The sequence below is a fragment of the Clostridium beijerinckii genome (assembly GCF_008705175.1).
Lineage (GTDB): Bacteria > Bacillota > Clostridia > Clostridiales > Clostridiaceae > Clostridium > Clostridium beijerinckii.
The window spans coordinates 4422894-4449226 of the sequence record NZ_CP043998.1 but is presented as its reverse complement, the minus strand read 5'-3'; the positions used below and the strand labels follow the sequence as shown (position 1 = coordinate 4449226).

The 26333-nt window shown below is 27.7% G+C and carries 28 protein-coding genes and 1 pseudogene; 24 read left to right on the top strand and 5 right to left on the bottom strand.

Features of this window, described 5'->3' with window-relative positions:
* Positions 1 to 114: 114 nt before the first annotated feature.
* The 5 genes from F3K33_RS20110 to F3K33_RS20090 all read left to right on the top strand — a co-directional run bounded on the left by F3K33_RS20110 (position 115) and on the right by F3K33_RS20090 (position 3579).
* Positions 115 to 1161, top strand: a complete 1047-nt coding sequence (locus tag F3K33_RS20110) for a galactose ABC transporter substrate-binding protein (RefSeq protein WP_039769613.1) — start codon at positions 115 to 117, stop codon at positions 1159 to 1161.
* Positions 1162 to 1232: 71 nt separating this feature from the next.
* Entirely contained in the window at positions 1233 to 1427 is a 195-nt protein-coding gene (locus F3K33_RS20105; RefSeq protein WP_023976651.1) for a hypothetical protein, read from the top strand.
* Between the two features lie 214 nt (positions 1428 to 1641).
* Entirely contained in the window at positions 1642 to 1932 is a 291-nt protein-coding gene (locus tag F3K33_RS20100) for a hypothetical protein (protein WP_012060096.1), read from the top strand.
* Between the two features lie 132 nt (positions 1933 to 2064).
* On the top strand, positions 2065 to 2484 hold the full coding sequence (locus F3K33_RS20095) for an N-acetyltransferase (protein ID WP_039769615.1): 420 nt from the start codon (positions 2065 to 2067) through the stop codon (positions 2482 to 2484).
* 312 nt (positions 2485 to 2796) lie between these two features.
* Positions 2797 to 3579, top strand: a complete 783-nt coding sequence (locus F3K33_RS20090; protein ID WP_039769618.1) for a cell wall-binding protein — start codon at positions 2797 to 2799, stop codon at positions 3577 to 3579.
* Between the two features lie 558 nt (positions 3580 to 4137).
* Here the strand turns inward: F3K33_RS20090 and F3K33_RS26890 are convergent.
* Both F3K33_RS26890 and F3K33_RS20080 read right to left on the bottom strand, forming a co-directional pair.
* Positions 4138 to 4272 (bottom strand): annotated as a pseudogene (locus F3K33_RS26890) (galactose ABC transporter substrate-binding protein); the annotation flags it as partial.
* 69 nt (positions 4273 to 4341) lie between these two features.
* Positions 4342 to 4662, bottom strand: coding sequence for a hypothetical protein (locus F3K33_RS20080; protein WP_023976654.1), 321 nt, complete (start codon positions 4660 to 4662; stop codon positions 4342 to 4344).
* 349 nt (positions 4663 to 5011) lie between these two features.
* Here F3K33_RS20080 and F3K33_RS20075 point away from each other — a divergent pair, with 349 nt between their 5' ends.
* From F3K33_RS20075 to F3K33_RS20060, 4 genes are all read left to right on the top strand, one after another.
* Positions 5012 to 5395, top strand: a complete 384-nt coding sequence (locus F3K33_RS20075; RefSeq protein WP_039769620.1) for a hypothetical protein — start codon at positions 5012 to 5014, stop codon at positions 5393 to 5395.
* A gap of 73 nt (positions 5396 to 5468) precedes the next feature.
* Positions 5469 to 6281: an alpha/beta fold hydrolase gene (locus tag F3K33_RS20070; protein WP_023976729.1), complete on the top strand. Its 813-nt coding sequence runs from the start codon at positions 5469 to 5471 to the stop codon at positions 6279 to 6281.
* 395 nt (positions 6282 to 6676) lie between these two features.
* Entirely contained in the window at positions 6677 to 9439 is a 2763-nt protein-coding gene (locus F3K33_RS20065; protein WP_039769622.1) for a PAS domain S-box protein, read from the top strand.
* Positions 9440 to 9812: 373 nt separating this feature from the next.
* On the top strand, positions 9813 to 10088 hold the full coding sequence (locus F3K33_RS20060; RefSeq protein WP_039769624.1) for a hypothetical protein: 276 nt from the start codon (positions 9813 to 9815) through the stop codon (positions 10086 to 10088).
* A 108-nt stretch (positions 10089 to 10196) separates the two neighbouring features.
* Here F3K33_RS20060 and F3K33_RS26500 read toward each other — a convergent pair whose 3' ends face one another.
* Positions 10197 to 10340 carry a hypothetical protein gene (locus F3K33_RS26500; RefSeq protein ID WP_017211888.1) on the bottom strand — a complete coding sequence of 48 codons (144 nt, stop codon included), beginning with the start codon at positions 10338 to 10340 and terminating at the stop codon, positions 10197 to 10199.
* A gap of 574 nt (positions 10341 to 10914) precedes the next feature.
* Between F3K33_RS26500 and F3K33_RS20055 the strand changes: the two genes are divergently transcribed.
* The 13 genes from F3K33_RS20055 (at position 10915) to F3K33_RS19990 (ending at position 22541) form a co-directional block, all read left to right on the top strand.
* Positions 10915 to 11415: a GNAT family N-acetyltransferase gene (locus F3K33_RS20055; protein ID WP_039769626.1), complete on the top strand. Its 501-nt coding sequence runs from the start codon at positions 10915 to 10917 to the stop codon at positions 11413 to 11415.
* A gap of 189 nt (positions 11416 to 11604) precedes the next feature.
* Complete coding sequence (gene lepB / locus F3K33_RS20050; RefSeq protein WP_039769628.1) at positions 11605 to 12147, top strand: signal peptidase I; 543 nt, start codon at positions 11605 to 11607, stop codon at positions 12145 to 12147.
* 275 nt (positions 12148 to 12422) lie between these two features.
* Positions 12423 to 12944, top strand: a complete 522-nt coding sequence (locus F3K33_RS20045; RefSeq protein WP_039769630.1) for a GNAT family N-acetyltransferase — start codon at positions 12423 to 12425, stop codon at positions 12942 to 12944.
* 487 nt (positions 12945 to 13431) lie between these two features.
* Positions 13432 to 14079 (top strand): cyclase family protein, encoded by a 648-nt coding sequence (locus F3K33_RS20035; protein ID WP_039769632.1) that lies wholly within the window; start codon positions 13432 to 13434, stop codon positions 14077 to 14079.
* A 26-nt stretch (positions 14080 to 14105) separates the two neighbouring features.
* Entirely contained in the window at positions 14106 to 14459 is a 354-nt protein-coding gene (locus F3K33_RS20030) for a VOC family protein (protein ID WP_039769634.1), read from the top strand.
* 295 nt (positions 14460 to 14754) lie between these two features.
* A complete protein-coding gene (locus tag F3K33_RS27005) occupies positions 14755 to 14883 on the top strand; it encodes a hypothetical protein (protein ID WP_023976738.1) in 129 nt (42 codons plus the stop codon).
* A 53-nt stretch (positions 14884 to 14936) separates the two neighbouring features.
* Complete coding sequence (locus tag F3K33_RS20025) at positions 14937 to 16196, top strand: ATP-binding protein (RefSeq protein WP_069187749.1); 1260 nt, start codon at positions 14937 to 14939, stop codon at positions 16194 to 16196.
* Positions 16197 to 16707: 511 nt separating this feature from the next.
* Entirely contained in the window at positions 16708 to 17421 is a 714-nt protein-coding gene (locus tag F3K33_RS20020) for a histidine phosphatase family protein (protein ID WP_023976740.1), read from the top strand.
* A 963-nt stretch (positions 17422 to 18384) separates the two neighbouring features.
* The gene (locus F3K33_RS26630; protein WP_023976741.1) at positions 18385 to 18960 is read left to right on the top strand and encodes a hypothetical protein; all 576 of its coding nucleotides are present in this window, start codon (positions 18385 to 18387) and stop codon (positions 18958 to 18960) included.
* A 272-nt stretch (positions 18961 to 19232) separates the two neighbouring features.
* Positions 19233 to 20285, top strand: coding sequence for a galactose ABC transporter substrate-binding protein (locus F3K33_RS20005; RefSeq protein ID WP_039769636.1), 1053 nt, complete (start codon positions 19233 to 19235; stop codon positions 20283 to 20285).
* A 669-nt stretch (positions 20286 to 20954) separates the two neighbouring features.
* Positions 20955 to 21245: a hypothetical protein gene (locus F3K33_RS20000; protein ID WP_023976743.1), complete on the top strand. Its 291-nt coding sequence runs from the start codon at positions 20955 to 20957 to the stop codon at positions 21243 to 21245.
* Between the two features lie 55 nt (positions 21246 to 21300).
* Complete coding sequence (locus F3K33_RS19995; protein ID WP_023976744.1) at positions 21301 to 21984, top strand: rhamnogalacturonan acetylesterase; 684 nt, start codon at positions 21301 to 21303, stop codon at positions 21982 to 21984.
* Positions 21985 to 22280: 296 nt separating this feature from the next.
* Positions 22281 to 22541, top strand: coding sequence for a hypothetical protein (locus F3K33_RS19990; RefSeq protein WP_023976745.1), 261 nt, complete (start codon positions 22281 to 22283; stop codon positions 22539 to 22541).
* Between the two features lie 253 nt (positions 22542 to 22794).
* Here F3K33_RS19990 and F3K33_RS19985 read toward each other — a convergent pair whose 3' ends face one another.
* Together F3K33_RS19985 and F3K33_RS19980 are read right to left on the bottom strand one after the other, a co-directional pair.
* Positions 22795 to 23997 carry an MFS transporter gene (locus F3K33_RS19985; protein ID WP_023976746.1) on the bottom strand — a complete coding sequence of 401 codons (1203 nt, stop codon included), beginning with the start codon at positions 23995 to 23997 and terminating at the stop codon, positions 22795 to 22797.
* 3 nt (positions 23998 to 24000) lie between these two features.
* Positions 24001 to 24423 (bottom strand): MarR family winged helix-turn-helix transcriptional regulator, encoded by a 423-nt coding sequence (locus F3K33_RS19980; protein WP_012060075.1) that lies wholly within the window; start codon positions 24421 to 24423, stop codon positions 24001 to 24003.
* A 398-nt stretch (positions 24424 to 24821) separates the two neighbouring features.
* Between F3K33_RS19980 and F3K33_RS19975 the strand changes: the two genes are divergently transcribed.
* Positions 24822 to 25340: a VanZ family protein gene (locus F3K33_RS19975; protein ID WP_023976747.1), complete on the top strand. Its 519-nt coding sequence runs from the start codon at positions 24822 to 24824 to the stop codon at positions 25338 to 25340.
* 190 nt (positions 25341 to 25530) lie between these two features.
* A complete protein-coding gene (locus F3K33_RS19970) occupies positions 25531 to 26148 on the top strand; it encodes a hypothetical protein (RefSeq protein ID WP_023976748.1) in 618 nt (205 codons plus the stop codon).
* The last annotated feature ends 185 nt before the right edge of the window (positions 26149 to 26333 follow it).

Here is a 26333-nt window from a genome sequence, read left to right as displayed (position 1 = left end):
GGTTTATTTTATAGAGATTTGTATAAAATTTAATATTAATAAAAGCCAAAATAAATATTTTCTTTCACTGATGACAACAATAATGTTAAACAAAAGTGAAAGAGAGGATTTAAAATGAATATATCAAAGAGAATATTAGCAATCCTAGAGATTATATTTATAGTTACTGCAATGGAGGTATCAGTATGTGATGCTAGAGTTATTGCAGGAACAAATGGGTTAAGGCAGAGAGCTGTAATGATAGATGTAGTAATATATAATTTCAAGGATAAATATGTCTCTTTAGTCAGACAAAACTTAGAAGAAATTCAAAAGAAGAATGAAGGTAAAGTAATATTTAGATTTTATGATGGAAAAGGTAATCAATCTACGCAGGATGAAGTACTAAGTAATTTGGTTAGTGATAGCGCGGATATTCTAATGGTAAATTTAGTTGATACAAAGGCTACCCAGGATGTTATTGATAGATTTAAGTCTAAAAATATACCTATAATTTTTTTTAATAGAGAACCATTAGTGACTGATGTACTTAAATCTTATGGTAAAGCTTATTATGTAGGAACAAATGCTAATGAAGCTGGAGAGATGCAAGGAAAAATTATTGTTGATATATGGAATAAGGATAGAAAGTTTATAGATAAGAATAATAATGGAGTCTTGCAATATGTTATGCTAGAGGGTGAACATGGAAGTATAGAGGCACGTGAAAGAAGTGAGTCTTCTATTGGAACAATAAATAAGGTAGGAATAAAAACTGAGCAGCTTGCATTAAAAGCTGCCGATTGGCAAAGAGATCTGGCTAAAACCAATATTAGTTCACTACTTTTGCAATATGGCAAGAATATTGAGGCAATAATTGCAAATAATGATGAGATGGCTATAGGAGCTGTTGAGGCATTGCAAAATAATGGATATAATTTAGGAGATAAAAATAAGACAATAGTTGTTGTTGGAATTGATGCTACAGCTGAGGCACGAGAATTAATTAAAAAAGGTTTTATGGCAGGTTCTGTTATGCAAGATCCATATGAAATGGCAGAAGCGAGTTATGTAATAGGTATGAATGTATTTGAAGGTAGAGATCCGCTTTATGGTACTAAATATAAGTTTGATGATACAAAAGTTGCTATCCGTTTGCCATATCATGAATATGCGGCTTAAAGTGATTTAGATAGGAACTTCAGATTAAAAAAATGAGAAGTTGGTTTTAGTAAATAGGGAAGGAGTTTATTATGTTTAAGAGACCTAGTTTTTCTAATGGAACGCTAAAAGCAATACAGTGTATTTGGTGGGCCGTTAGTTTATTAATTGCAATGGTTTTAAAAGATAATTTAGATTTGAAATTGTGGGAGTATCTTTGTATAGCGGTACCACTAATTTTAATTGGAGATGCTCTAATTAGAAAATTTACTAAAGGTAAGATATAATTAATTATGGAAATTATATACATTTAAAAATAAAATCTAGTAATATTTAATGAAGAAAATTACATGTTTGGTTGTTGCAGATTAATGATACAAGCTAGTGATTTTATCAAGTATTTAAGTATCCTCATTATAAAAATATTGAAATAATAACATGTATAGACCTCGTTAATGAATATATATTAAAGATAGTAATTTTGATTTTAAGAGGTTTAGGATGATGTTAGAAATAAAAATAGTATTCAAAAGTGGATATATCGGGTATTTTACTCCTTTAACTGATGAAGAACCAACAGAAGAGAATATATTAAAATTAAGAGAACTTATAAGGAATGCAAAGCAACAGGGAATGAGAGGAAGTTTTGAATTAAAAGAGTTAAAAACAGGTTGTATAACTGTAATAGATATTCAAGAGGTTGCCGCATTTGGCACTAAATTAATAGAAAAGACAGGGATGAATAATGAGCAAGGTAGCATAAGAATACGTAAGAAAAAGAAAAAAGCTTAAATTTACAATAAACATGAAGCCTATTGATAAAACTTAATTAATAATTTATAGACAGAGGAACTGTCCATTAAGTAAGGCATTCACAAAGCAGAATGAAAATGGTTTTATTTTGGTAGGAAATAAGGAGAAAAAATGATTAAAGATTTTAAATTGGATAATTTGGATAAGGTAATGGAAATATGGCTTGATACAAATATAGAGGCTCATGATTTTATACCTAAAGAATATTGGAAGGATAATTTTGAATTAGTTAAGCAAATGCTTCCGTCAGCAGATATTTATATATTTGAAGAAAATAATATTATAAAAGGATTTATAGGAATAGTAGAACAAAATTATATAGCTGGGCTTTTTGTAAAAAAAGAATATCAAAGAGAAGGTGTTGGTAAGAAGCTTATAGAGTATTGCAAATCTAAATATGATAAGCTTACATTGCACGTATTTACAAAGAACATAACTGCAGTAAATTTTTATATGAAGAATAATTTCAAAGTTATAGATGAACATATAAATGAGGATATAAAAGAAAGTGAGTATACAATGATTCTTTGAAAAAAATAGCCCATAAGATTTTGTGATAGTATGTACATGCATTAATGCAGAGCATTAACTTCTAATTTTCATGGAGATAAAATGAAAGTTTTAAGTACAATATTTTTTAAGTTAGTTTGTGATACTTTTTTAGGCTAATAAAAAATTTAATTTAAGATAATTGTAATTTAGGATTAAGGTTGAATTAATTTTTTTCAGTTAAAATTAAAACACTTTGAAGCAATTAAAATTAATAATATATTAGTACTATGATTTATTATACTGGAATTAGTTGCTGATAATTAGTAAGTATAAGAAATAGAGGTTGATAAAATGAAAAAACAATATCTAAAAAGATTAGTTGCAATTAGTTTAATATCTACAAGCATTTTAGCGGTAGCTCCAATTAAAACATTTGCAGCTTGGAAACAAGATAATGTTGGATGGTGGTATACAGAAGGAAATCAATATGCTACAGGTTGGAGAAGCATTAATGGAGAATGGTATTATTTTGATGGCAATGGTTATATGAAAACAGGTTGGGTACAATATCAAGGAAAATGGTATTATCTATATAGTAGTGGTGCTATGGCTAAAAGTACTACAATTGGAAGTTATTCAGTAGATTCAAATGGAGTCTGGATTCAAAAGAATGATGGCACTACCGGAAATACGGCTGCCACTGCATCCACAAATAATAGCACAATCATTACTTCAACAAATGCTGACTCTGAATCTCAAAAGATAAGTGGTGTAACTGGTATAAAGTTTGATGATGTTATAAAAATAGTATTTTATGATGGAAGAGGCGGTAAATCAATAACAATAGGTGATAAAGAGAAAGTTAAAGAATTCATGGGATATTTAGATGGGTATACCATTAAAAAAGCAACAAATGTTGAAGCATCAGATGGATATATACATTCTGCACATTTTTATATAAATGATAAGGATGTAATGGATATAACATTTGTAAATCCTATAATTATCAATAATAATTATTATAACGTAATAAAAGGTGAATTAGATACAGATAAAATTGATAAATATCTAAAATCAATTGATTCTTCTTATGTTACGACAAGTGAATGGAATGATACTTATAAAAATCAATGAGATTAGTTAATGTTGTTAAAGCTTAAATATTAGAGTAAAGAATAAATAATAGTATAATAATTATTGACTTAAACAAAAAAATATAATCATAATGAAAATTAAAAATATAAGCAAAATAAATGGGCAGTAGCCATAAATTTAGAAGTACATTTTAGTAGATAGAATTATTTATATTTTTACATTAGGTATCTACCGTAAAAATGATATCAAAAATTTGGCTGCTGCCTTTGTTTTTGTATTAAAGAACTAAAGAATATGTCATTAATTTATAACATAAATTTCAGTGAGAAGTGAAGAAAATGTCATTTACAATGATTAATATATTATGGAGTAGTAAAAATGTTACTAGAAATGGTTTTTAAAAGATCAATTATATAAATATAAGATAAGGCAGCAATTTAAAAAGCTGCCTTATCTTATATTTAATGTTAGGAGAATAGTAATTCATGTCTAATATAATTATAGACAAAAATAGTTATATATAATCATTAAATAGAATATTAATTTCCATATAATTAAGGATAGCTAATTAAGGAAAGTTATTTATGATTAAAAAAACTATGATTGTTTAGAATATTCATTGTAAGGAATCATAACTGTATTACCTGTCTCATCGAATTTATAATTTGTTCCGTTAAGCGGATTTTGCCCTGAAACAATATTCATTCCTATGGAATAAACTGCATTTGCATAATTAATAGTTAATTAGAAATCGTTATCTATAATTATCAGCACAATAAAAAATATAATGACTAAGCATTTTTAAGTAAATGTTACTGGACTAGTGCCAAAAATTATTATAGATGAACCATAGTCAAGAGGTTTTATAGTATGTTGAGGCGATTGGGGACCAAGACGTATTAATTCCTGCAACTGCTGATCGCTATCAATAACTATTATAATAACTCTGCTGTTTGGTGAGTCAATTTTAGCAGCCATAGGTGAACCTATTTTTAGGTTTGCATCTCTTGCACTGTATATTCCTTGACTAAGAGTTTTACCAACCTGGCCATAGGCAAGTTGTGATATGGTAGTAGATGAGATTAATAGAAATATAAAAATTAATATAACATATCGTTTCATTAAAACTATCAACCTTTCATAAATTTAGATTATTTAAATAATGTATTAATTATTATGTGAATATTAAGTGAAATTATTCAAAGGAATTAATCAAGAGGTAGTGGATTTTACAATTTGATTAAAGGTAGTTCAATTTAATTTATTAGATAAAGTTAGAGAATTTGTTAGTTCGGGATTATAGCTAAAGAGATATGTATAAATAAGTTAGGAATTTGTGAAATATACATGAAAGAAATTATATTAATAAATTTTAGATATTATAATGTTGTAGGGAATAAATGTATAAACATATTTAAATATAAGTTCATATACTATTAACTAGAATAAATAATACTAAAGGAAGAGTAGAATGCAATCTTCTTACGAAGCTTCAGCTGACAAAATAGAATTTACAGAAATATTAGGTAGGTATTCATTTAAAACATCTATAGATAATGGAGCAATAGATGGAATTGTAAATTTAACTGAGCTAGCTCCAAATGGAGTTGTGGGTCGATATCCGTATATTTATGGATATTATAATGCAAGTATATTGACTTTAACAGGTATATGGTCAACAGTATCTTATCCTTATGCATACCCTGAAAGCGCTTGTGTATTTGGCTCATTTAAATTTTATTTCTATAAAAATAATGGAAAGATAGGATTTAATGGTACATGGGGATGTGGACGTAATCAATATGGCGGTCTTAATGGTGTTGATTATTGGAATGGTGTGAAAATAGAAAAGTAAAATTGATGATTCACAAATTCATATCCTAATTGATATGATATAGATTATAGATAGTTTTTTGGAGGTTATTATAATGGGTTACTATGTCAAAGTAGAACCAGATGTAAAGATCTATGTAGAAGACCTTAATGAGGGTGCCGATAAAACAATTTTATTTATACACGGTTGGCCAGGAAGTCATAAACTGTTTGAATATCAATTTGATGTTTTGCCAAAGATGGGATATAGATGCATTGGGATAGATACAAGAGGATTCGGAGAGTCAGATAAGCCATATAGGGGTTATAATTTTGATACCTTGTCAGACGATGTTAAATGTGTAATTGATACATTAAAGTTAAAGGATATAACATTAGCAGGACATTCAAATGGAGGTGGAATAGCTGTTAGATATATGGCGCGTCATAAAGGTTATGGAGTATCAAAACTTGCTCTTTTTGGGGCAGTAGCTCCAAGTCTTATTAAACGTCCTGATTTCCCTTATGGTTTAGATAAAGAAACAGTTTTACAGCTCATTGAAGGAACATATACCGATAGACCTAAAATGCTTCAAGGATTTGGAGATATGTTTTTTTATCAACATATAACAGAAGCTTTTTCACAGTGGTTCTTTCAATTAGGATTGCAGGCAGCGGGATGGTCAACAGCAGCAATTGCAAAGGCTTGGATAAATGAAGTTTTCTTTTCTGATTTAGAAGAGATAGATGTTCCAACTTTAATTATTCATGGAATCCATGACAAAATTGTTCCATTCGAATTAGGACAGATACAAGAAAAGATGATTAAGAATTCTAAGCTTATTCCATTCAAATACAGTGGACATGCAGCGTTCTATGATCAACGTGAAGAATTTAATAAAGAGCTAATGAAGTTTATTGGAGAATAAGATTTTATAGTTAAGAAAATATTTTTATAAAAATATTTTGTATGAATAATTACTTTAATGCCGTATGATTCATTAATTTGGATTTGCGGTATTTTTATTTACTGGAAATATTAGAGTCTATATGAATCTAATATTAAAGCTAAGACTTAATATTTAAATATAATACGTTAATTAAAACGAAATTCCTTATATGTAATTATAAAATGTTACACAATATGTAGAAAGTATTTAATGATGAAGAAAAGGGCACGTTTATTTTGAGTAAATATGCAGAATTGCTCGATAAGTTACCTATTAACATAGGAGACCGGTAGTATTACATGGAATATCATGGTAAAATAATGAATAGGTGCAAAAGCACAAATGAAAAAAGCTGAAAATTGGAGGGCTTTATTATGGAATTATATAACTCCTTCGATTTCATTGGGGAACAATCATATATAATGGTAGACAATGGGATCGCTACTGAAATCAGTAAGTTATTTATTGAAATGACTGAATATTCAGAGGAAGAACTATTAAATAAAAATATTAAAGAATTATTCAATATATTGAAAATTGGGCCTAATGCCGATTTGGAAGATATTGATGACAAGAAAGATTACTTTCTATTTACTAAATCATTAGATGCTAGGTTTATAAATATAGATGTGGCAGAAGGTGCAATTGGAAAGGTGTATATTTTCTCAGAAAAACCAAATTCACGTCTAGATGTTAAATTCGCAGCAGTAGACGCTCTATGCGCTCATAATAAATTTGGAATTGCTATTTTTAGTACTCCAGATATAACTCTATTGAAAGCAAATCAAACTTATCTAAACTTTCTCGATAAACCATTTAATAGTATAGAAAATTCAATAGGCAAAAAGTTAAATGAAATAATAAAAGGATGGACTGGAAGCTCATCAGAAGAAGTATGGAAAGGAGTGCTTTCAACAAAGAAACCGTTTTACAGTGATGAATATATATTTGAATTTGAAAGAGGAGTGACGTATTGGGAGGCTAGTCTCGCTCCGGTGTTTGAGGATGGAATTCTAAAATATTGTATTGAAATTACAACAGATATAACAGAAAAAGTTTTAGACAGAAAAAGAATGGAAGAGCAAACAAAGGTCATTAAAAAACAAAATGAACAGCTGATGATGCAGGCAAACCTATTAAATCTTTCTCATGATGCTATCTTAGCTTGGGAGATTAATGGGTCTATTATATATTGGAACAAGGGAGCAGAGGAAAAGTATGGTTATAACAGCGAAGAAGCTATAGGAAGTATTGGTTATGAACTGCTAAAAACTACATTTCCTATTAGCTTTAGCAGTATAAAATCAACACTTTTAAGTGATGGAATTTGGCATGCTGAAATAGAGCAAATTAAGAAGGACGGAAGTAAGCTTTTAGTTGAAACTAGATTGCAGTTAATAGTAGATGAGAATGGAAAGCAAATTGTCCTTGAAACTAATCGTGATATTACAGAGAATAAGAAAATGGAAAAAGAATTACAAATTCAAAACCAAATTATAAAACAGCAAAAAGAAGAATTAGAAATAATAATAGATAATATGGCAGATGGCTTAACTGTTGTGGATAACTGTGGTAAGTATAGAAGAACAAATAAAAGAGTAGAAGAATATACTAAAAAGGTTACTTCGCTTGATAATCCAGTCGATAAAGTTGGTGATTCATTTGAAAGTGGAGAAATATACTATGATGAAAAAGGCAAATGCATTTCACTTGAAGATTTTCCTTCTATGAAGGTCATAAGAGGTGAAAAAGTTAAGAATCAGAGAATAATCATAAAGCACGGAGACGATGCGTCATATTTTGATTTTAATGCAACTCCTGTCTTTGATGAATATGGGAAAGTTAGTTTAGGAATCATTATTAATCGTGATGTGACAGAACAAGTTAATTATGAGAAGCATATTAAAGAACAGAAAGAACTTTTTGAAGCTATATTAGATAATATGCAAGAGTCGATTTATGTATTTGACAAAGATGGTAAGTATATAATTAAAAACAAAGTGGCTAGGAAACGTTTTTCTGGAGAGTTTAAAGAGTTAGGGGAAGGTTATAAAGTTACAGAGCTTTATGATTTAGAAGGAAACAAAATGCCAATAGAGGAAACTCCAATATATCGTGTGAAATCTGGAAAAATAGTAAGAAATAATATTGTGAAATTTAAAAAAGACGATATGGAATATTACAATATCATTAGTGGAACGCCGATTTATGATAATAGTGGTGATTTTTTATATGGAGTTGTAAGTTTTCTTGATGTAACAGATATGATCAAGAGCCAACAAGATTTACAAGAAGTACAAGAAAAGTTGCTAGCTGTAGAGCGTGAAAAAAATGAAGGACTTGAGCAGGCAATGGAAATGAAAGATGAGTTCTTATCATTTATTTCTCATGAGTTTCGAACACCACTTAATGTAATTAATACAGCTATACAAACTTTAAATTTAGTTTACTCAAATCAAATGACCGAAAAGATAAAAGCATATATGGGAACTATTAAGCAAAATACTAATAGGCAATTAAGATTAGTTAATAATATTCTTGACATCACTCGTGTTAATGCTGGCCGGATAACGATAAATAAAAAAAATATAGATATAGTTTTTCTAACAAAAGCTATAACTGAATCTGTATATGAATTTGCATCAAAAAAGGGTGTAAGGTTAACATTCGTATCAAAACTTACAAAAAAGATAATAGGGATTGATGATGAAAAATATGAACGAATCATTTTAAACCTTCTTTCCAATGCGATAAAGTTTACACCAGAAGGAAAATCTATTATTGTAAATTTACATTCTGCGAAAACTAATATATGTATTGAAGTAAAAGACAATGGTATAGGTATACCAAAAAATAAGATAGATGTAATATTTGAAAGATTTGGGCAGGTAGAGAGTTCTTTATCAAGGCAGGCAGAAGGAACAGGTATAGGTTTGTCATTGGTAAAGAGATTTGTTGAAGCACTAGGTGGGAGTGTAAGTGTAAAAAGTAATTTAGGCAAAGGTACAACTTTTAAAATATTACTTCCTAATGAGAAAGTAATAGAAGAAAAAAATGAAAAACCGATGATTGATTTAATGACTGATAATAGACTTGTTCAAACTACCAATATAGAATTTTCAGATATATATTTATAACTAAAGGTATTTAGATATGAGTGTTTTATGGTGTAAATAATACATTAATAATAGTAAGTATAAAATTATTTGGAGGTGCATTACTATACTTTTTATCGAAAAAATAATAAGGAATAGGAGCTAATAACGCATAATTAAGCTCCTATTCTAATGAAACAAGTGACAACTACCATTTTGAGGAAATGGTCGGGGTGTAGTTATCAGATTGCACTATTATTATGTGAAAGAATGATGTAGATATTCTAATTATATTTTAGAATAATTTCACATTGCAGGAGATTATAGATGATTTAACATAGACTGTTTTAAAGGTGGACATTTTGGAAAGAATTAAATTAATAGAATATGTTAAATCAAAGGAGATAATACAATTATGATGTGCAGTGGAGAGCTATTAGAAGAAAAAGTACAGAAATTTTGCAATAATAACAACAAGGATGAAGGACAAATATGGCAGGTTATAAATAATGTTCATACAAGGACGTATGGACGCAACATAATGTTGGAAAAGGAACAATATCAAAAAGAAAATAACTTGGAAGATATACCAATGGCTGAACAATTTGCTAAATTAAATTTGGTCCATAGAGCAATAGAAATATTAAAAGGGCTCCAAGAATGTATTAAAAATGGTTGGGAGTTAGAATAGAAGGCATACTTCAATTAATATAAATATTAAAGTTAAATGGAAAATTAAGATGAAAATCTAAAGCCTAAGTATGGCTTTAGATTATGATGGTTTGGATAAGGCTTTCAGTTATTTGCTTTCAACCTTGAAATCTCTTAAGCAAGCGACAATATTTCCATTACCTCGATGAAAATTTACACATTCGCAGCACTTACCATGTCTTTCGCAATTAATATTAGAGCATGTACAATTCTTTTCGTTACAACCAGCCATTATGAATTCCCCCTACAATCTAGATAAAATATTTTAATTCATTAACAATTATAAACTAATTTCTAGGAAATATATAGAAAATTGAAGATGATTACTGAAATTTTAATGATTATAATTTATATGTATGAATTATCATTTAACTTAAAAAAGCTTATTAATTAAAGTTGTATTGTTCATTTTGTAGAGAGCAAAATAATAAATGGACTAACAGGTGATAATAGTATATTATTATTTAAGTCGAAAACTTAAAATAAAGTCATAAAACACCCGTGAAGGTAGATTAAGTAGAAAATGCTTAATCTACCTTTATATTTATTTGAACTTAAGATAATGGTTATACAGAATAATGATAAAATTACAATATGTGTTATAATTAAGGATAAGAATGAATTGATTCTAAATGAGGCAAAATTGTTATTTATTGTTTGAAGATTTACTATTATATAAATTGGAAAAATGATATGATGAATTACAGATAAATTAGTGTTATTTCTAAGTGATTTCACTACTTAATCAGAAAGAAATTTGTATGCAATGTTCTAATAATTAAGTTAATTGAAGGAAGGAAATAAATATGGAACTTATTATCCGGAAAATGAAAGAAGAAGATTGGGATAGTGTTGCTGATATTTATATGGAAGGAATAAAAACTAAAAAGGCTACATTTCAAGCAGAAATTCCTAGATACGAAGATTGGGACAAGGGACATTTAAATATAAGAAGGTTTGTCGCTACTAATAGTAATAATAGAATTATTGGTTGGATAGCGCTAAGCCCAACAAGTAGTAGATGTGTGTATAAAGGTGTTGCAGAAGTCAGCATCTATATTAGTGAATCTTGTAGGAGGAATAATGTTGGATATGAACTTATGAATAGAGTAATAGAGGAAACTGAAAAAGAAAATATATGGACACTGCAATCAGGAATATTTTCTATTAATGAACCAAGTATTAAATTACATGAAAAATGTGGTTTTAGAGTTGTTGGAATAAGAGAAAAAATTGGATGTGATGTTGACGGGATATGGCATGATACTATCCTTATGGAGAGACGAAGTAAAATAGTAGGTATATAGAAAAGATGACAGTGCTAAGAGTTAACAGCTATTAATTATAAATGATTCTATATTTTATCTATAGCGATGAATTAGAGAAGACAATATTATTTAAGATAGACTTAAAATATCAATGAATAATACCATATTCTTGATATGTGATATAATAATTACAAGATAAAAAAGAATGAACACAAAAGGAGAGAAGTAATGGACAGTGCAGTTAATCACAACTATAAGAATCAAGGTATAAAATTTTTAAAGGAATGGGTAATTCCAATAGCAGTAGCCCTTATAATAGCTATGTTAATAAAAAATTTCTTGTTTTTTAACATATATGTTCCTAGTGAATCAATGGTACCTACTATAAACGTCGATGATAAGATGGTTGTTACAAAAATATATAATATGGGTAATATTAAAAGAGGAGATATTATTGTATTCTATTCTGATGAATTAAAGAAAACACTTATTAAAAGAGTTATCGGGCTACCAGGAGATCATATTGTAATACATGATGGTGTTGTTAATATAAATGGAAATGATATTAAAGAAGATTATGTAAAAAACAATGAAAAATATAATAGAACCTTTGATGTTCCAGAAGATAAGTTTTTCTTTTTAGGCGATAATAGACCTGATTCTTTGGATTCAAGAAGATGGAAAAACCCCTATATAGATAAAAGTAACATAAAAGGTAAAGCTGTTTTTAGATTTTATCCATTTAGCAAAATGGGCTCATTATCACAATAAAAAATAAGAATAAATAACATATTAAAAATCGCAGTATTCATAATAATATATTTTACTTAAAGTAGTGGATTTTGATTTTTCTATCTATCTACTTTAAAAAGAATAGATTGTAAGTGAATTTGTGATTTTTTATTATTTAGCTTTAAAATTTTAAAAATAGTTTGGAGTTAATTAACAAATAAAATTGTTGTAGATGAGACTAAAATATAGAAATCTAATCTAAATATATATAACAAATAATTAAAAATAATATAATAGAATAATTGGAGGAGAGAATGAAAAGATTAAATTTTATATTACCAACTTTAGAAGATAAGAAAAAACTCATGGATTATAAAAGAGAGTTTATTGAAAATAATGACAGCATGGATGGTACAGCAGGATTAGGTAGTGCTGAAACTTTTGAAGAATGGTATAGCGCATTTTGTGATAATTCAAAAGAAGAAACTGTAAGAGATAGCTTAGTTCCAGCAACTACATACATGGCTGTTTCTGTTAGCGATGGGCATTTAATTGGAATGATTGATATTAGACACCGATTAAATGACTATCTTTTAAACTTTGGTGGTCATATAGGCTATAGTGTTAGAAAATCAGAAAGACGACAAGGATATGCAACAGAGATGTTAGGACTAGCACTAAGGGAATGTGTAAAACTAGGAATTAAGAAAGTATTAATCACTTGCAACAAAAATAATATTGGCTCTGCAAAAACAATAGTAAATAATAATGGAATATTGGAAAATGAAGTGAATGAAGGAAATAGGATTACACAAAGGTATTGGGTTTATTTATAATATCTGTAGAGTTTCAAATATTACTAATTCTTATATAGAATAGAATTTTTATAATAGCTAAATATAATTAATGAATATCAACAAGTTATTCGTAATTTAGAAGAACATAAGAGAACTTATAGTGATTCAAATTCAGATGTATTTTTTTCAGAACAAATATCATTTATAGCCCAAAGTTTTATTATAAGCTTACGTCATCAGCAAAGCTTAATAAGAGCGCTTCAAGGAAATGAAGAAGAGGCAAAAAGGCTATTTTATTCAAGTTATTTAATACCTGCATACTACTATCTAACTTTAGGTGATGAAATGACAGCGTATATTGATAACTATTTTACTTTACCATCTTAAACTTAAAGAAAATTTTAAACACGTTTATAATTTTATATCCAAAGGTCGCATATGAGAATTATATGCGATCTTTTTATATTATAATACTTATAGAGTGAGAAATATTACATAAAAACATGTAAAGAAAGTTGGGATTAATATGAAAGTAATAGATTTAACACATACCATTTCAGAGAATATGCCGGTATATCCAGGAACAGAGAAACCTAAATTAGAAGTTGCAAGTACCTATGAGAAAGATGGTTTTAAGGAAACATTGCTAACTATGTTTTCTCATACAGGAACCCATATGGACTCTCCGGCACACTTATTCTCTCAAAGAACAACTTTGGATTCATTTAGTGCAGAACAATTTGTTGGAAAAGGCATAGTAGTTGATTGCAGCAATTTAAAAGAAGGTCAAAAGATCACGATGAAGTATATTGAAGCTGTAAAAGAAAAAGCTGATATAGCTCAATATATTTTGTTTTATACAGGTTGGGATAAATACTGGGGGACAGATGCTTACTTTGGAAATTATCCATATATTACAGAAGAAGTAGCTGAATACTTAATAAAAAGCAAGAAGAAAGGGGTAGGTATAGATGTTATAGGAATTGATCCTATTAAAGATGAAAATTTAACTATTCATAAAAAGCTTTTTGCTGAAACAGATATAGTTGTAATAGAAAATTTGACATCTTTAGATAAAGTGAGAAATAACATTTTTACATTCTGTGCTCTTCCAATAAAATTTAAAGATTCAGATGGAGCGCCTGTTCGTGCAATAGCTATTCTAGAGGATTAATTATTTAAGCAGAAATGAGGGATAACATGAATTGTATTATTAAATCTCTATATCTATGTGTTAAGGATATGAATAGAGCAATTGATTTTTATGAAAATTTATTTGAGCAAACTGTAACCGTTCGAGATGAGATTTATAGTGTGTTTGATATTAATGGTTTTCGTCTCGGCTTGTTTGCTTATGAAAAAGTTAATGAAAAACATGTTTTTGGAAATAGTTGCTTACCAAGCATAGAAGTTAATAGCTTTGATGTTCTTAAAAGCAAATTAGAAAAATTAGAAATTGTATTTCCAATAAAACAGATTGGAGATGATTGGGTTGCTGAATTTAGAGATAGTGAAGGTAATCATATTGAAATAACAACTCCTATAACAAATTAGAAGTTTGTAAATAAACAGCGGTAGATATAAAAATAAAATGTAACAAGGGTTTTGGTTAATATGACTATAAATGTTGAATAATTGCACAATAAATATTATAATGTAATTAATGGAATAATTAGGTTGATAAGGAAGTAGAGGGAATTTGTTTGATAGTCTAACACAAGATAAAACTTGATAGATACACATTTCCAATTTTACATCTCTGATTTCTTAGATAGAATTATTTCTTTTCATATATCAATTTAATTATTCTAAATAAGTTAATTTAAATAATAATTAAGAGGTGGGTATTATGGGAATAAAAAAAATGATTGCAAATTTACTATTAAATCTTTCTAGATCTATGACTAAATCACCTATGGTATCATTTTGTTTCGCTGGTATTGAAGATATGCCAGAGTCAATGAAAAAGTTAAGATAATAAAACTTGTTTATATGATTATTTAACATTATAAAAGGAGATGTAAATTGGAAGTGCAATACATTGATGCATTAATTACTATTTTTCAAAGTATATTGTTTATTTATATAGTTAATTATTGCTTGGAAGAGGACAAAATAGTAAAAATAAAAGAATTGATATTAAGTGTGATACTTCTATCGGTAGATGGCTTTTATATAACATACTTACTTGGAAATTTATCAATATGTATATTTATAACACATGCTTTAGGAATATTAATTATATATTTTACTTTCAGAAAAAATGTACTGAATCCAATAATAGCATACAGTTTAATATATTCAATAGTAATTATATGGGTGTCGACATTTGGTAATATACTATATGTAATGCTAGATGTTAATTCATTGGAAGATCATATAGCGAATATATACATTACACTTGTGTATCTCTCTCAGATACTCTTATTTATTTTATGCTTTTTATTTAAAAGCAAAATTAAGCAGATTTATAAGCTATTACTAGATGAAAGTAACTCTGTAAAATACATAATTATAATAAGTTTCTTTCCTGATTTTTTGATTTCTTTATATAATATTTCATACGATATTGAGCCGGTATTATCAAGAAATATTATAGTTATAGCTTTAATTGGATTTATAATCTTTAATATAATAGATTTTAGAAAGATTAAAAGAGATTCAGATGAAATATATAAATTGAATGGGATTTTAACATCAAAAAATATTGAACTTAAAAATATAAAAGATAATTACAATCTAAATATTTTAAGTTTATATGAACTCTGTGATATGAATATGTATCAAGATGCGTCCAACTTATTGAAAAGAATTATAAATACATATCAAAACAGCGGAAATGTTTATGAAAAAGATGCTGAAGGCTCTTCACTTCTATCGCTAGCTACTAAGCATGTTATAAGAGATGATATAAAAGTTATTGTATACGATAATGCCAATTTTAGGTTAACAACAATGAAAGAGATGGATTTATATCGAATAATAATTAATATAGTCAACAATGCGGTAAAGGCTATGAAGAATAAGGGGACTATAATTGCTGAATCATACGAGGATTTAAATAATATAGTTATAAATATAGCAAATGACGGGGAAAAGATTCCCGATAACATAATTAATAAAATTTTTGATTCTGGATTTACTACTAAAAATAATAATAACAAGAATCATGGCTATGGTTTAAGTATAGTAAGAGAATTAATTGAAAAGAATAATGGAAGAATTAAAGTTGAAAGCAATGAATATATGACTGAATTTACAATTGTATTGCCAATAAATGTGGACGCATAATTACATATATATTTGGAAAAGTTAGTTCATAGAAACTTATGCTAAACCTTCTATATTATAAAAGTTTAATTGATTAAAACCAAATTTAAAATGTAGTCATTTATACAGCAAATAAAATAATTTAGGTCATTTAGAATCTTATATGATTTAGGGAATAAAAGAATATCTTTTTAATAAAAAACGGCTATTGGACTTTTCTAGTATATCTGAAGGTGGAAATCTAATAGCTTCTTTTTTATTCTCTTTACGAATCGTAACCGCTTAAAGAATAAAAAAGGCAGCAACTTTCGTTGCCACCAAGTCCATTTTGCAAAATTAGTATAACTTAAGTTATCTATAGAAATCAAGGGGGAGTAGCTAAAATAATTTAGCATATTGAATTAAATAAATAGATTCAATATTATACTATAGCTCATAATTAAAGATTAATTATGCCAGTATTTACAATTTATGATATAATTTATTTATATAAATTAGAAGAGGTAGATGATTTTGCAGTATGGGGGAAAAAATGAGTGATAAAAATAAGGGAAGAGTTACTTTATATTTGATGAGGCACGGGCAAACTATCTTAAATAAAGTAGGAAGGACTCAAGGATGGTGTGATGGAGTTCTAACTAAGGAAGGAATTGAAGTAGCCGTAAATACGGGATTAGGACTTAGTGATGTGAAGTTTAAAGCAGTTTACAGCAGTGATTTAGGAAGAGCAATAAAAACAGCTCAAATTGTCATAAAAGAGAATAAGGCAAGTGGGGACTTAGAACTAAAAGAATTTGAAGGCTTAAGAGAAGTATATTTTGGAAAATATGAAGGAGAATTTGAGAAGATAAAGTTTAAGGCGATACTTGATTTCCTTAATGTAACTTCATTTGAAGAAATGGCAGAAAGGTATGATTTCCAAAGGGCATATTGTGATTCATGTGCTGCATTAGACGAAACACATGAGGCTGAAAATTATAATACAGCTTTAAAAAGATTTGTAACAACTATAAATAATATATGTATTGAAAATGAAGAAGATGGTGGAGGGAATATTCTAATAGTAGTTCATGGAGGAATGCTTAGAGTATTTATTGAACATTTAGATAAAAATTTCGATATAAGGAATATGGATAATTCAAGTATATCAAAAGTTGTATATGAAAACGGAAAATTTAAGGTTCAATCTGTAAATGATAGTAGTTATAGTGAAAAAGGTAAAGCTATGAGACAAATACTAAAATAGTGAGATGCTTAGTACTTATTTCGGCGAGCTATATGAATAAGTTCAGATTTTAGTTTGTTTGGTATCTATAGATATCCAAATTTAAAACTAAACTTATGTGATAACTTACCGAAATCATAAATATTTTGTTCCGAAAAGCTATGAAAATATCGCTGAAGTTTCTAAGCGGCAGATTGTATCCAATTTAGCATGCTCCAACTTTCAGTTTGACAAGCTAAATTGGAACAACCTACAGCTAAGAACCTTTAGCAGCTCATTTTCAAATGTTTTCTTCACAAATATATTTATGATTTCTAGTGAAGATATGAACTTGAAGTTTTAGAAAATTTGTAAATATGTTCATCTAATAAGTCTAATTCTTGAATTGTTTATCTATATAGTGGATAGTATTACAAACTCATACGTAGCATTGAAAATATAAGGACTGAACTTCATTAGTTCAGTCCTTATATTGTATTGGATTTAAAATGGAATATTATAAATCACAATTGGTTGATAGAATTAGATTAATGAAAGCAAAGAAGCGAACATTAGCATGTTGAGGAACTGTAAAGTCATGAATTAGGTGGCAAGTTGCGCCTAAATTAAACATTGTACCTTTAATATTCCCCTGGAAATATTCATTAAGTGCTTTTGTATAATAAGATATGCATTCTGATTTGGTATTTCAATATATTTATCTCTTAATTATTATAAACATAAGTAAAACTATTATCCGTAGAGTCGTATAGATGTTGGCAGATATATTTTTTAAAAATCAATATGAAATTGTAGTAAATGAAAAATTTAGTGTTATGTATCATGGGAGATAATAAATTTAAAAGTTAGAAAGCCAGGTTCTTAGTTGAAGATAACATGTAATAGCTCAATGGCAAAAGAGATATTGTGAAACATGGATTTAAAGAATATAATGTATATATAAGTAATTAAAGTTAAAATATTGTTTAAATAGAGGTGTGAATTTTGAGTAAAATTAACAGAAAGGTATTGCTAGGAATAACTTCATTAATGTTGTTTGCTTTAGGAATATTATTTGGAATTTCATTGGGCGGAAATCCTAGTTACGGGGATCTTATATTAAAGTCTGTAGGTTTAGGTCCATGGTCAAATATCGATACAGGACTACATTATACAGCAATTATATCTTTAATATTTTTAATACCGGCAGTTGTTTTTGGATATATGTTCTTAAAAGAAACTTTAGAATTAGAAAATATGAATGGTAAGAGAAGAATAGAGACTTTGGAATGTAAATTAAGTATATTTATAGTTTTAACAAGCACCTTTGTTTTGCCAGGGAAAATAGAACAGAATATGGGAAGCTTTTTTGAGTACGCGTTTGGCTTTCCTTTAAATTATTGGTCTGTATATCAAGGAGACGAAGGAAGTTCTTATTTATTCAGTAACCTATTTAATGGAAATATTGGAATGAACATTAATATAGTAAATTTATTCCTTGATATAGTGATTCTTTATTACGTTTTATTAATAATAAGAAAAGTATTTATAAAATTATATGCCGTATATAAAAAAAATTAATTTAGAGGATTACTTAAATATGGTAATATTCAGAAATGAATTTACCATATTTTTTGTTTTCATATAGAAATTCTATAAAATGTAGGTTTAGAATGTTAAATATGAAGTATTCTTTAAAATTAAAGTGAATATCAATTAATATATAAAAGAAGTATAAAAAACTTAAATATCATATTATAAGAACGTATTTATAATTATTAATATAGAATTTAGAATAAATTTCTTTTTAAAAGTAATCCTATAAATTAGATAGAATTACAGGAGGTTTTAGAATGAAGCTATTAAAAAAATTTATAATAATAATTATAGTAACAGTTATAGTAATGGAAACCTTAATTGAAGCAGTCCCATTAAATAGTCACAATGATTCAATAAATCCAGTAAATGTAGGAGTAGTTTTTTATAGATTCGATGATCCTTATGTTATTGATTTAAGGCATAGCCTAGAAGATATTGAATCACGAAATGAAGGAATAGTTAAATTTAATTTTTATAATAGCGAAAATAACAGAGATATACAAAATCAAACTATTAATAATCTTCTAGAAAGCGGAAATATTGATCTTCTCATATTAAGTTTAGTGGATTTAGTAAACGATCCTAAAGAACTAATTAATTCAATCAAAGAAAAAAATATTCCAGTAATTTTTGCTAGTAAAAGAATACTTAAGGTAGATGAAAATATAGTTAAATCATATGATAAAGCATATTATATACTTCCAGATTCAGAGCAGGCAGGCAGGCTACAAGGAAAATTATTGGTTAATTTATGGAATGGTAATAAAAATACTATAGATACAAATAAAGATAATATTATGCAGTATATAGTATTGCAAGGTGGAATTAATAGTAATAGTAATGATTCAACAGATAGAACTAAATATTGCATTATGACAATCAGAGATGCTGGAATAAAAGTTGAACAACTTGCATCAGAATTTTGTAATTGGAGTGAAGAGTTAGCTAGAGATGCGACAGATGCTTTATTAACTAGATATGGAAATAAAATTGAAGTAGTAATAGCTAATAACGATACTATGGCTGTTGGTGCTGTAAAAGCTTTACAAAAGCATGGATATAATAAAGGTGCTGGTACAAAAAATATACCCGTTGTTGGAATTGATGCTATTCCAGAATCACTATATTTCATACAAAAAGGATATATGGCAGGTACTGTTTTCCAGGATCCAGATGTTATGGCAAATGCATTTTTTGACGTTGCAATGCATTTATCAGGCAAAATACGTTTTGAATGTCCTAAGGAGTATCGATGTGATGAAAGTGGAAGAATAATTCAATTGCCATTTAAAGAATATATGGCTTAGGATAAAAGTATATTTATTGGATTTAAAAATGATGTCGTTTTGATAATGAATTTTATTTACCTCGAAGTTAATAATTATAAATTAGTGGTAAATAAAATTCATAGTTAAAAAATTAACAATGCATTAGTTATGAATTAGAATAAACATCATGATTAATTCTATTATTATTTTAAAAGCTATAAGCAAAGTTTTATGGACAAAGAACAATGAGGAGCTTGTTTAATTTTTCATTAGAATCTACTTTAAATTATAAATGAATACAAACCAAATAATTCTATGCGAATGAATCAAGTTACTTAGCGTTCATATTTAATAATTTCAACATAGAATACTTGTAAAAAAATACATTTATAGTATAATGTGTACATGCAATATTAAAAGAGAATTGATCTATATATTGTAATTAAATTTCTATATTTGGGGTTTTTATTTAGCATGAGAGTTCTAGGATTTAAAATATTCAGCATATATATGGGGGAATGTACATGGAGATAACAGTATTGATAGCATTTTTTCAGTTATTGCAGTTGTAATATTTCAGACGGTTTTCACAATAATTGAAACAAGAGCTGAGAGTAGATGACTCTGAACAAATATTTTATATAGTTGAGTAGATGTAAAGAAGAATATTTGCAAATAATTGTACGCTAATAAATAAGGAGTTATATTATGGGGTTAATTGGAATTTTACCTGTGTTTGCATTAATTATAGCTGGAATTATATATTTTGCAGTGAAAGTATTGGAACGTTTATTAAATAAAAACATAATGGGATATGTAATTTTATTATTAATAATTGCTTTTATAGGTATTTATGGACTTTTATATTTTTCAGAAGATGATGGATGTGGTGGAGGAGCAATATTTTTACTTTTATCTACCTTTACAATAGATTTCTTTATAATCACTTTTTTCATAATTGAAAAGTTATATAAGAAATTCAGAGCGCGGTTACGATAAATTTAGGTGAATTGTGGACAAGAAATACAGTAATTAGAAAGGGAGTTGAATTAACGTGGATAGAAAGATAAAAATTTTTATTGCAGGTGATTCTACAGCTGCTACAAAATTACCGGATGAAAAACCAGAAACAGGATGGGGAGAAAGAATTGGAGAATTTTTTACTAGTGATATAGAAATTTGTAATTTTGCTATCAATGGAAGAAGTTCTAAAAGCTTTATAAATGAAGGAATATTACAAAAGATATCTGAATTAATTAAGGCGGATGATTTTTTATTTATAGAATTTGGCCATAATGATAAAAAAGAAAATGAGGAATTATATACAGATCCATTTACTACATATAAAGCTTATTTAACTGAATATATTAAAGTTGCTAGAAATGCTGGTGCGCACCCAGTATTACTAACATCTATACATAGAAGAAATTTTGATGAAAATGGCATTATAAAAGATACACATGGAGATTATCTTGTAGCAGTAAGAGATCTTGCGGCTGAATTAAGCGTACCATTAATAGATATGGGTGAAAAAAGTAAGCGTTTATTTGAGCAAATAGGAATAGAGAAAACTAAAGAGATATTCTTATGGGTGAAACCAGGCGAAAATCTCAATCATCCCGATGGGATTCAAGACAATACTCACTTTTTGGAAAAAGGAGCAAAGGAGATAGCGAGATTAGTAGTAGAAGGAATAAAAGAAAATCACATAGAATCATTGATAGGATGTATGAAATAATCAGGTGTATTACTACGATGCAGTCATTAATAATTATCATCATAATGTGTGTTACTTCTCTAAAGTATAGATGATATGTTTTATTTTATGTAATATATTGCAATTCACAATGCACAGTTCAAAATTACGGATAAAATTATTGCAATATTTTTAGAATTACTATGAAGAATTATTTTTACAAGATATATATTTATTTTATTATGAAAATTGCTATAATAATTTAAAAAATGGGATGATATTCACTAGAAAAAATCAGAAAGTAGAAAAATAATTATAATGTGTGAGAGGTGTTAAAATTGAAAATTAACAATAAAGTATTTTTTATAGCAAGCATTATATTTAGCGGACTCACAATTATTTCAATATTTTTTATTCATAGTGATATTTCATTTATATTTCTGGGGTTTTCTCTATTATTTGGTGGTTTAGATGAAATTAACTTATTAAAAGGTATGGATTCAGAAGAGACTAATAAAGGAAGTAAGACTGGCGGAATAATTGCGATAGTCGCAGGTTTATTTATAATAATTACTTATATTGTTAGATTGTTATCTTAGATGAGGAGTACTTCCAAGTTACGTAAGATATTTGCGATTAAGAGAGGAATATAATATAGACAAAGAATACTGTAGTAAATATCAGATTGTTTTAAGAAAACTAAGAATGATATTGTTTATAAGATTTGTTATAAGAAATTGAAATAGTAAAAATAAAAAGAACTAATGGGATTATATGATTAAATTCCATTAGTTTTTCTATTTGCAAATACAAAATTATTTCTTGATTGTTATTATTAATTATATTAAATCTCTAAGCCATTATTGATTCAGTATCATCATTTATAGAAGTTGCTTTCTTGCTGTGTAGGCAATAATATAAGAAAATGCAGAGAACTGCAACTGCTGCCATCATCATATATAAGCCACGATATCCTATTAATGGGACAAAGTAACCTAATATAAATGGTCCAATACCAACCCCTAAATCTTGAAATATAAAGTTAGTAGAAGTCGCTAATCCTATACGATGTTTTGGTGAAACCTTTATTGCAATTGCTTGTACACTAGATGAGGTTGTACCATAACCAAGACCTAATATAGCAGCAGCTAATAAAAGAGTTAAGCTTCCATGAGTTTGACTAAGGAAAAATAAAGATAAGGCAAACAATGCTATTGCTGGATACATAACAAAATTCTCACCTTTTTTATCAAACATTTGTCCAGTAAAAGGTCTTGAAAGCAAAACAAATACTGCATAAACGATAAAGAAGAGACTTCCAACGCTCATTAAATTAATTTCTTTAGAATAAGAGCTAATAAAAGTAAGTATGCTTGAATAACCAAGAGCAATTACTCCAGCAATAATTGAAATAGGAATAGCTTTTATTTCAAAGAAATTATGCAAAGAAAAATCTTTATTATTATTTGAATGCCCTTTTACAATTTCTAACTTTGGAATTTTTATAAAAAAGACAGCAAAAAAACTAAGTATTAAGAAAATAATACATACAACAAAATTCATATAAAAGTTTGAATGCTCAGTAATAAACATACCTAAGAAAGGTCCAATTGCAGCAGCAATAGTAAGACTTAATGCATAATAACCAGTACCTTCTCCACGACGTTCATTTGGAATTATCTTTGCTACAATAGTTCCAGTTGCTGTTGAAGCAATTCCCATTGCAGCACCATTTAAGAAACGATTAATGAATAAGAATACCATACTATTCACTAAAAAATATAAAAATGTAGTAGCTAAAAATAAAATAAATCCGATATAAAGCATTTTCTTCCATCCAACTTGATCAATATATCTTCCAGAGAAAATACGTGAAAGAAGTACTCCTATTACAAATATACCAGAAGCTAATCCAGCCTCACTTGGTGATGCATGAAATCTTTCTGTTGCAAATGTGGTTATAGTAACCATCAATAAATAAAATGTAAAATAAAGAAAAAAGTTTGCCGTCGAAACAATTAAGAAATTTTTCGTCCATAATTTAGGTTTATCCATTTTTTATATCTCCTTTTCATTCGTAATGTTTTTTTGTATTTTAGGAAGTGTCTCAAATGTTATGATTTGATCATCTTCTGAAATACCCTTTACCACGTCATTTTCTAATTGAGTTATTCTTTCACGGCATACATCATAAAGTTTTTCACCGATCTCAGTTAGCTCAATTATTTTTTCACGTCTATCCTTACCGGATATTGTTTTTACTATTAGTCGTTCTTCTAAACGTTGAACTCTTCGTGTTATGCTAGGCTTTTCTATATTATAGTAGTTAGCAATGTCTACTAGGGAAGATGGTTGATTATTTTTTAGATATAGAATAACTTGCCATAATGAATAGGAAAGATCATATTCACCTAGTAATTCATTTAGCTTACTTATAAGAGGTCGATGTAGTGAAAAAAAGCGTTGAAATAGTCCTTGCATATTATACCCTCCCGAAAATATATAGTTATCATGGTTAACTATTACCCAGGGTAATTATACTATTTTTATTTATAATGTCAAGTTGATTATATAGAAATATATATTGCAAAAATGATTCTTAATGATAATTCTAAAAATATTGCAAGAATTTTAGCTGCAATTGTGAATTGTAACATATATATTAAGTTATTTTTAATTTTATACTCATAAATAGTTAATATTATACGGATATACTAGAAATAGTAAGTGGTATATGATGTGATAATAAACTTACAGTTAATATTTCAGTAGAATAAGTGCTTAATTAAATTTAGAATAAAAAAAATTTAGCTGTAGCATTATTATTGGAGTATTAATAATAATTTTTGCAAAAGTATTAAGGGAGATGGGAAATACATATGGAAAATAAAAAAACAAAGCAAGAGACACTAACAATTTGCTTACTTTTAGTATACTTAGTAGTGTTAACCTGGATTATATTATTTAAGATGCAATTCTCACTTAAGGAATTAGGATACTTTCGAAGTATTAACATAATTCCATTTCATGAATCTGTAATAGTAAATGGTAGGATTGAATTTTCGGAAATATATGATAACATACTTATATTTGTGCCGTTTGGAATCTACATTGATATGATAAAGCGTAAATGGTCTTTCGTGAAAAAAGCAGCTTTGATAGCAGGAGTAAGTCTGATATACGAGGTGTTACAATTCATATTCGCAATAGGTGCATCAGATATAACTGATATTATAGGAAATACCTTTGGAGGAATCGTTGGAATTACGATTTATGGTGTTTTCCTCAAATTATTTAAAACAGAGTTTAAAGCAAATAAAATCATAAATACTATTGCATTGATTGGAACAATTTTAGTTATTTTATTGTTAGCATTTTTGGTTTTGGCTAATAATTAGAAATTTGAATTTTATAGAACTAAAGGTTTAGGGGTTATAATTGTTCTGTTATTTCTAAATAATAAAATATCATTAAATTTGCAAAATATAGTTAGTGTAAGTGTAAATATTTTTAAGGAATCACGGAACGCTTCAATTACAAGAATGTGTTACAATTTACATATATTACATGAAAAGGCGTGAAGATATTATGAAAAGAAAAATTATTGCATTTTGTAGCGTTTTAGTTTGTTGCATTATAGCTTTTTTAATTTTTTATCACAATACACAATATAATAAATATACAATAAAAGGCGCTGCGTACATTACAGAAAAGAATAAGCACTTAGTTGGGACGGAAGTTGTAGAGGGAAAAGGGCAGGTAGAAGAATATGATGAGTATAACATGCTGAAATATAGTAAAACCATAAAAAATATACCTGATGAAATGAATCTAGTGGATTCAGCTTTGATTAGTGATTTTGTAACAAAGGAAAAAAATAATGAATATATAACTCCAGAGATAATAGAGACAAATGGCAGTATAGGTGTGTTTACGAAGGATGATGGTAGTGGCTGGAAACTAAATAAAGGAGATTCATTAGTATTTACTTTTGAAAAATATCAATCAAAAGTAATGAAGAATCAAACAGCAGTAATCGGCTATGTAGTAAATGGGAAAATGGTAAAAGGAGAAAATTTTAAAGATTTATCAGGAAATTATAAAATAACAGCAGACGAGCCTGGAGAATATTATATCTATATAATTGATGCGAGCTCAGAATATCTTGCATTCAAACAAGGAAGCATTAGTGTTCAAGAGTGTTAGTTTATCTGCGGTTTGAAATGTAAAGGCAAGAAGTGTATCGTAATATAAAGGTAATTAAAAGAGAAATGGTAACTTTGTTGGAGGAGATAATGTTTTCGTATGATAATATTCAAAAATTTAATGAAACTGAAATATATTAAGTATATTATTGATGTTTGTAGTTTGAAGATATTTTTAGAAGGAAC

Excerpts from the sequence above, each read along its gene's own strand:
- F3K33_RS20000 (WP_023976743.1), top strand. The coding sequence starts at position 20,955 with ATGGGGTTAATTGGAATTTTACCTGTGTTTGCATTAATTATAGCTGGA.
- F3K33_RS20035 (WP_039769632.1), top strand. The coding sequence starts at position 13,432 with ATGAAAGTAATAGATTTAACACATACCATTTCAGAGAATATGCCGGTA.
- F3K33_RS20060 (WP_039769624.1), top strand. The coding sequence starts at position 9,813 with ATGATGTGCAGTGGAGAGCTATTAGAAGAAAAAGTACAGAAATTTTGC.
- F3K33_RS20005 (WP_039769636.1), top strand. The coding sequence starts at position 19,233 with ATGAAGCTATTAAAAAAATTTATAATAATAATTATAGTAACAGTTATA.
- F3K33_RS20075 (WP_039769620.1), top strand. The coding sequence starts at position 5,012 with ATGCAATCTTCTTACGAAGCTTCAGCTGACAAAATAGAATTTACAGAA.
- F3K33_RS19980 (WP_012060075.1), bottom strand. The coding sequence starts at position 24,423 with ATGCAAGGACTATTTCAACGCTTTTTTTCACTACATCGACCTCTTATA.
- F3K33_RS19985 (WP_023976746.1), bottom strand. The coding sequence starts at position 23,997 with ATGGATAAACCTAAATTATGGACGAAAAATTTCTTAATTGTTTCGACG.
- F3K33_RS20100 (WP_012060096.1), top strand. The coding sequence starts at position 1,642 with ATGATGTTAGAAATAAAAATAGTATTCAAAAGTGGATATATCGGGTAT.
- F3K33_RS20090 (WP_039769618.1), top strand. The coding sequence starts at position 2,797 with ATGAAAAAACAATATCTAAAAAGATTAGTTGCAATTAGTTTAATATCT.
- F3K33_RS20030 (WP_039769634.1), top strand. The coding sequence starts at position 14,106 with ATGAATTGTATTATTAAATCTCTATATCTATGTGTTAAGGATATGAAT.
- F3K33_RS20055 (WP_039769626.1), top strand. The coding sequence starts at position 10,915 with ATGGAACTTATTATCCGGAAAATGAAAGAAGAAGATTGGGATAGTGTT.
- F3K33_RS20020 (WP_023976740.1), top strand. The coding sequence starts at position 16,708 with ATGAGTGATAAAAATAAGGGAAGAGTTACTTTATATTTGATGAGGCAC.
- F3K33_RS19970 (WP_023976748.1), top strand. The coding sequence starts at position 25,531 with ATGAAAAGAAAAATTATTGCATTTTGTAGCGTTTTAGTTTGTTGCATT.
- F3K33_RS20065 (WP_039769622.1), top strand. The coding sequence starts at position 6,677 with ATGGAATTATATAACTCCTTCGATTTCATTGGGGAACAATCATATATA.
- F3K33_RS19975 (WP_023976747.1), top strand. The coding sequence starts at position 24,822 with ATGGAAAATAAAAAAACAAAGCAAGAGACACTAACAATTTGCTTACTT.
- F3K33_RS20095 (WP_039769615.1), top strand. The coding sequence starts at position 2,065 with ATGATTAAAGATTTTAAATTGGATAATTTGGATAAGGTAATGGAAATA.
- F3K33_RS27005 (WP_023976738.1), top strand. The coding sequence starts at position 14,755 with ATGGGAATAAAAAAAATGATTGCAAATTTACTATTAAATCTTTCTAGA.
- F3K33_RS20045 (WP_039769630.1), top strand. The coding sequence starts at position 12,423 with ATGAAAAGATTAAATTTTATATTACCAACTTTAGAAGATAAGAAAAAA.
- F3K33_RS20105 (WP_023976651.1), top strand. The coding sequence starts at position 1,233 with ATGTTTAAGAGACCTAGTTTTTCTAATGGAACGCTAAAAGCAATACAG.
- F3K33_RS20070 (WP_023976729.1), top strand. The coding sequence starts at position 5,469 with ATGGGTTACTATGTCAAAGTAGAACCAGATGTAAAGATCTATGTAGAA.
- F3K33_RS20080 (WP_023976654.1), bottom strand. The coding sequence starts at position 4,662 with ATGAAACGATATGTTATATTAATTTTTATATTTCTATTAATCTCATCT.
- F3K33_RS20110 (WP_039769613.1), top strand. The coding sequence starts at position 115 with ATGAATATATCAAAGAGAATATTAGCAATCCTAGAGATTATATTTATA.
- F3K33_RS26500 (WP_017211888.1), bottom strand. The coding sequence starts at position 10,340 with ATGGCTGGTTGTAACGAAAAGAATTGTACATGCTCTAATATTAATTGC.
- lepB (WP_039769628.1), top strand. The coding sequence starts at position 11,605 with ATGGACAGTGCAGTTAATCACAACTATAAGAATCAAGGTATAAAATTT.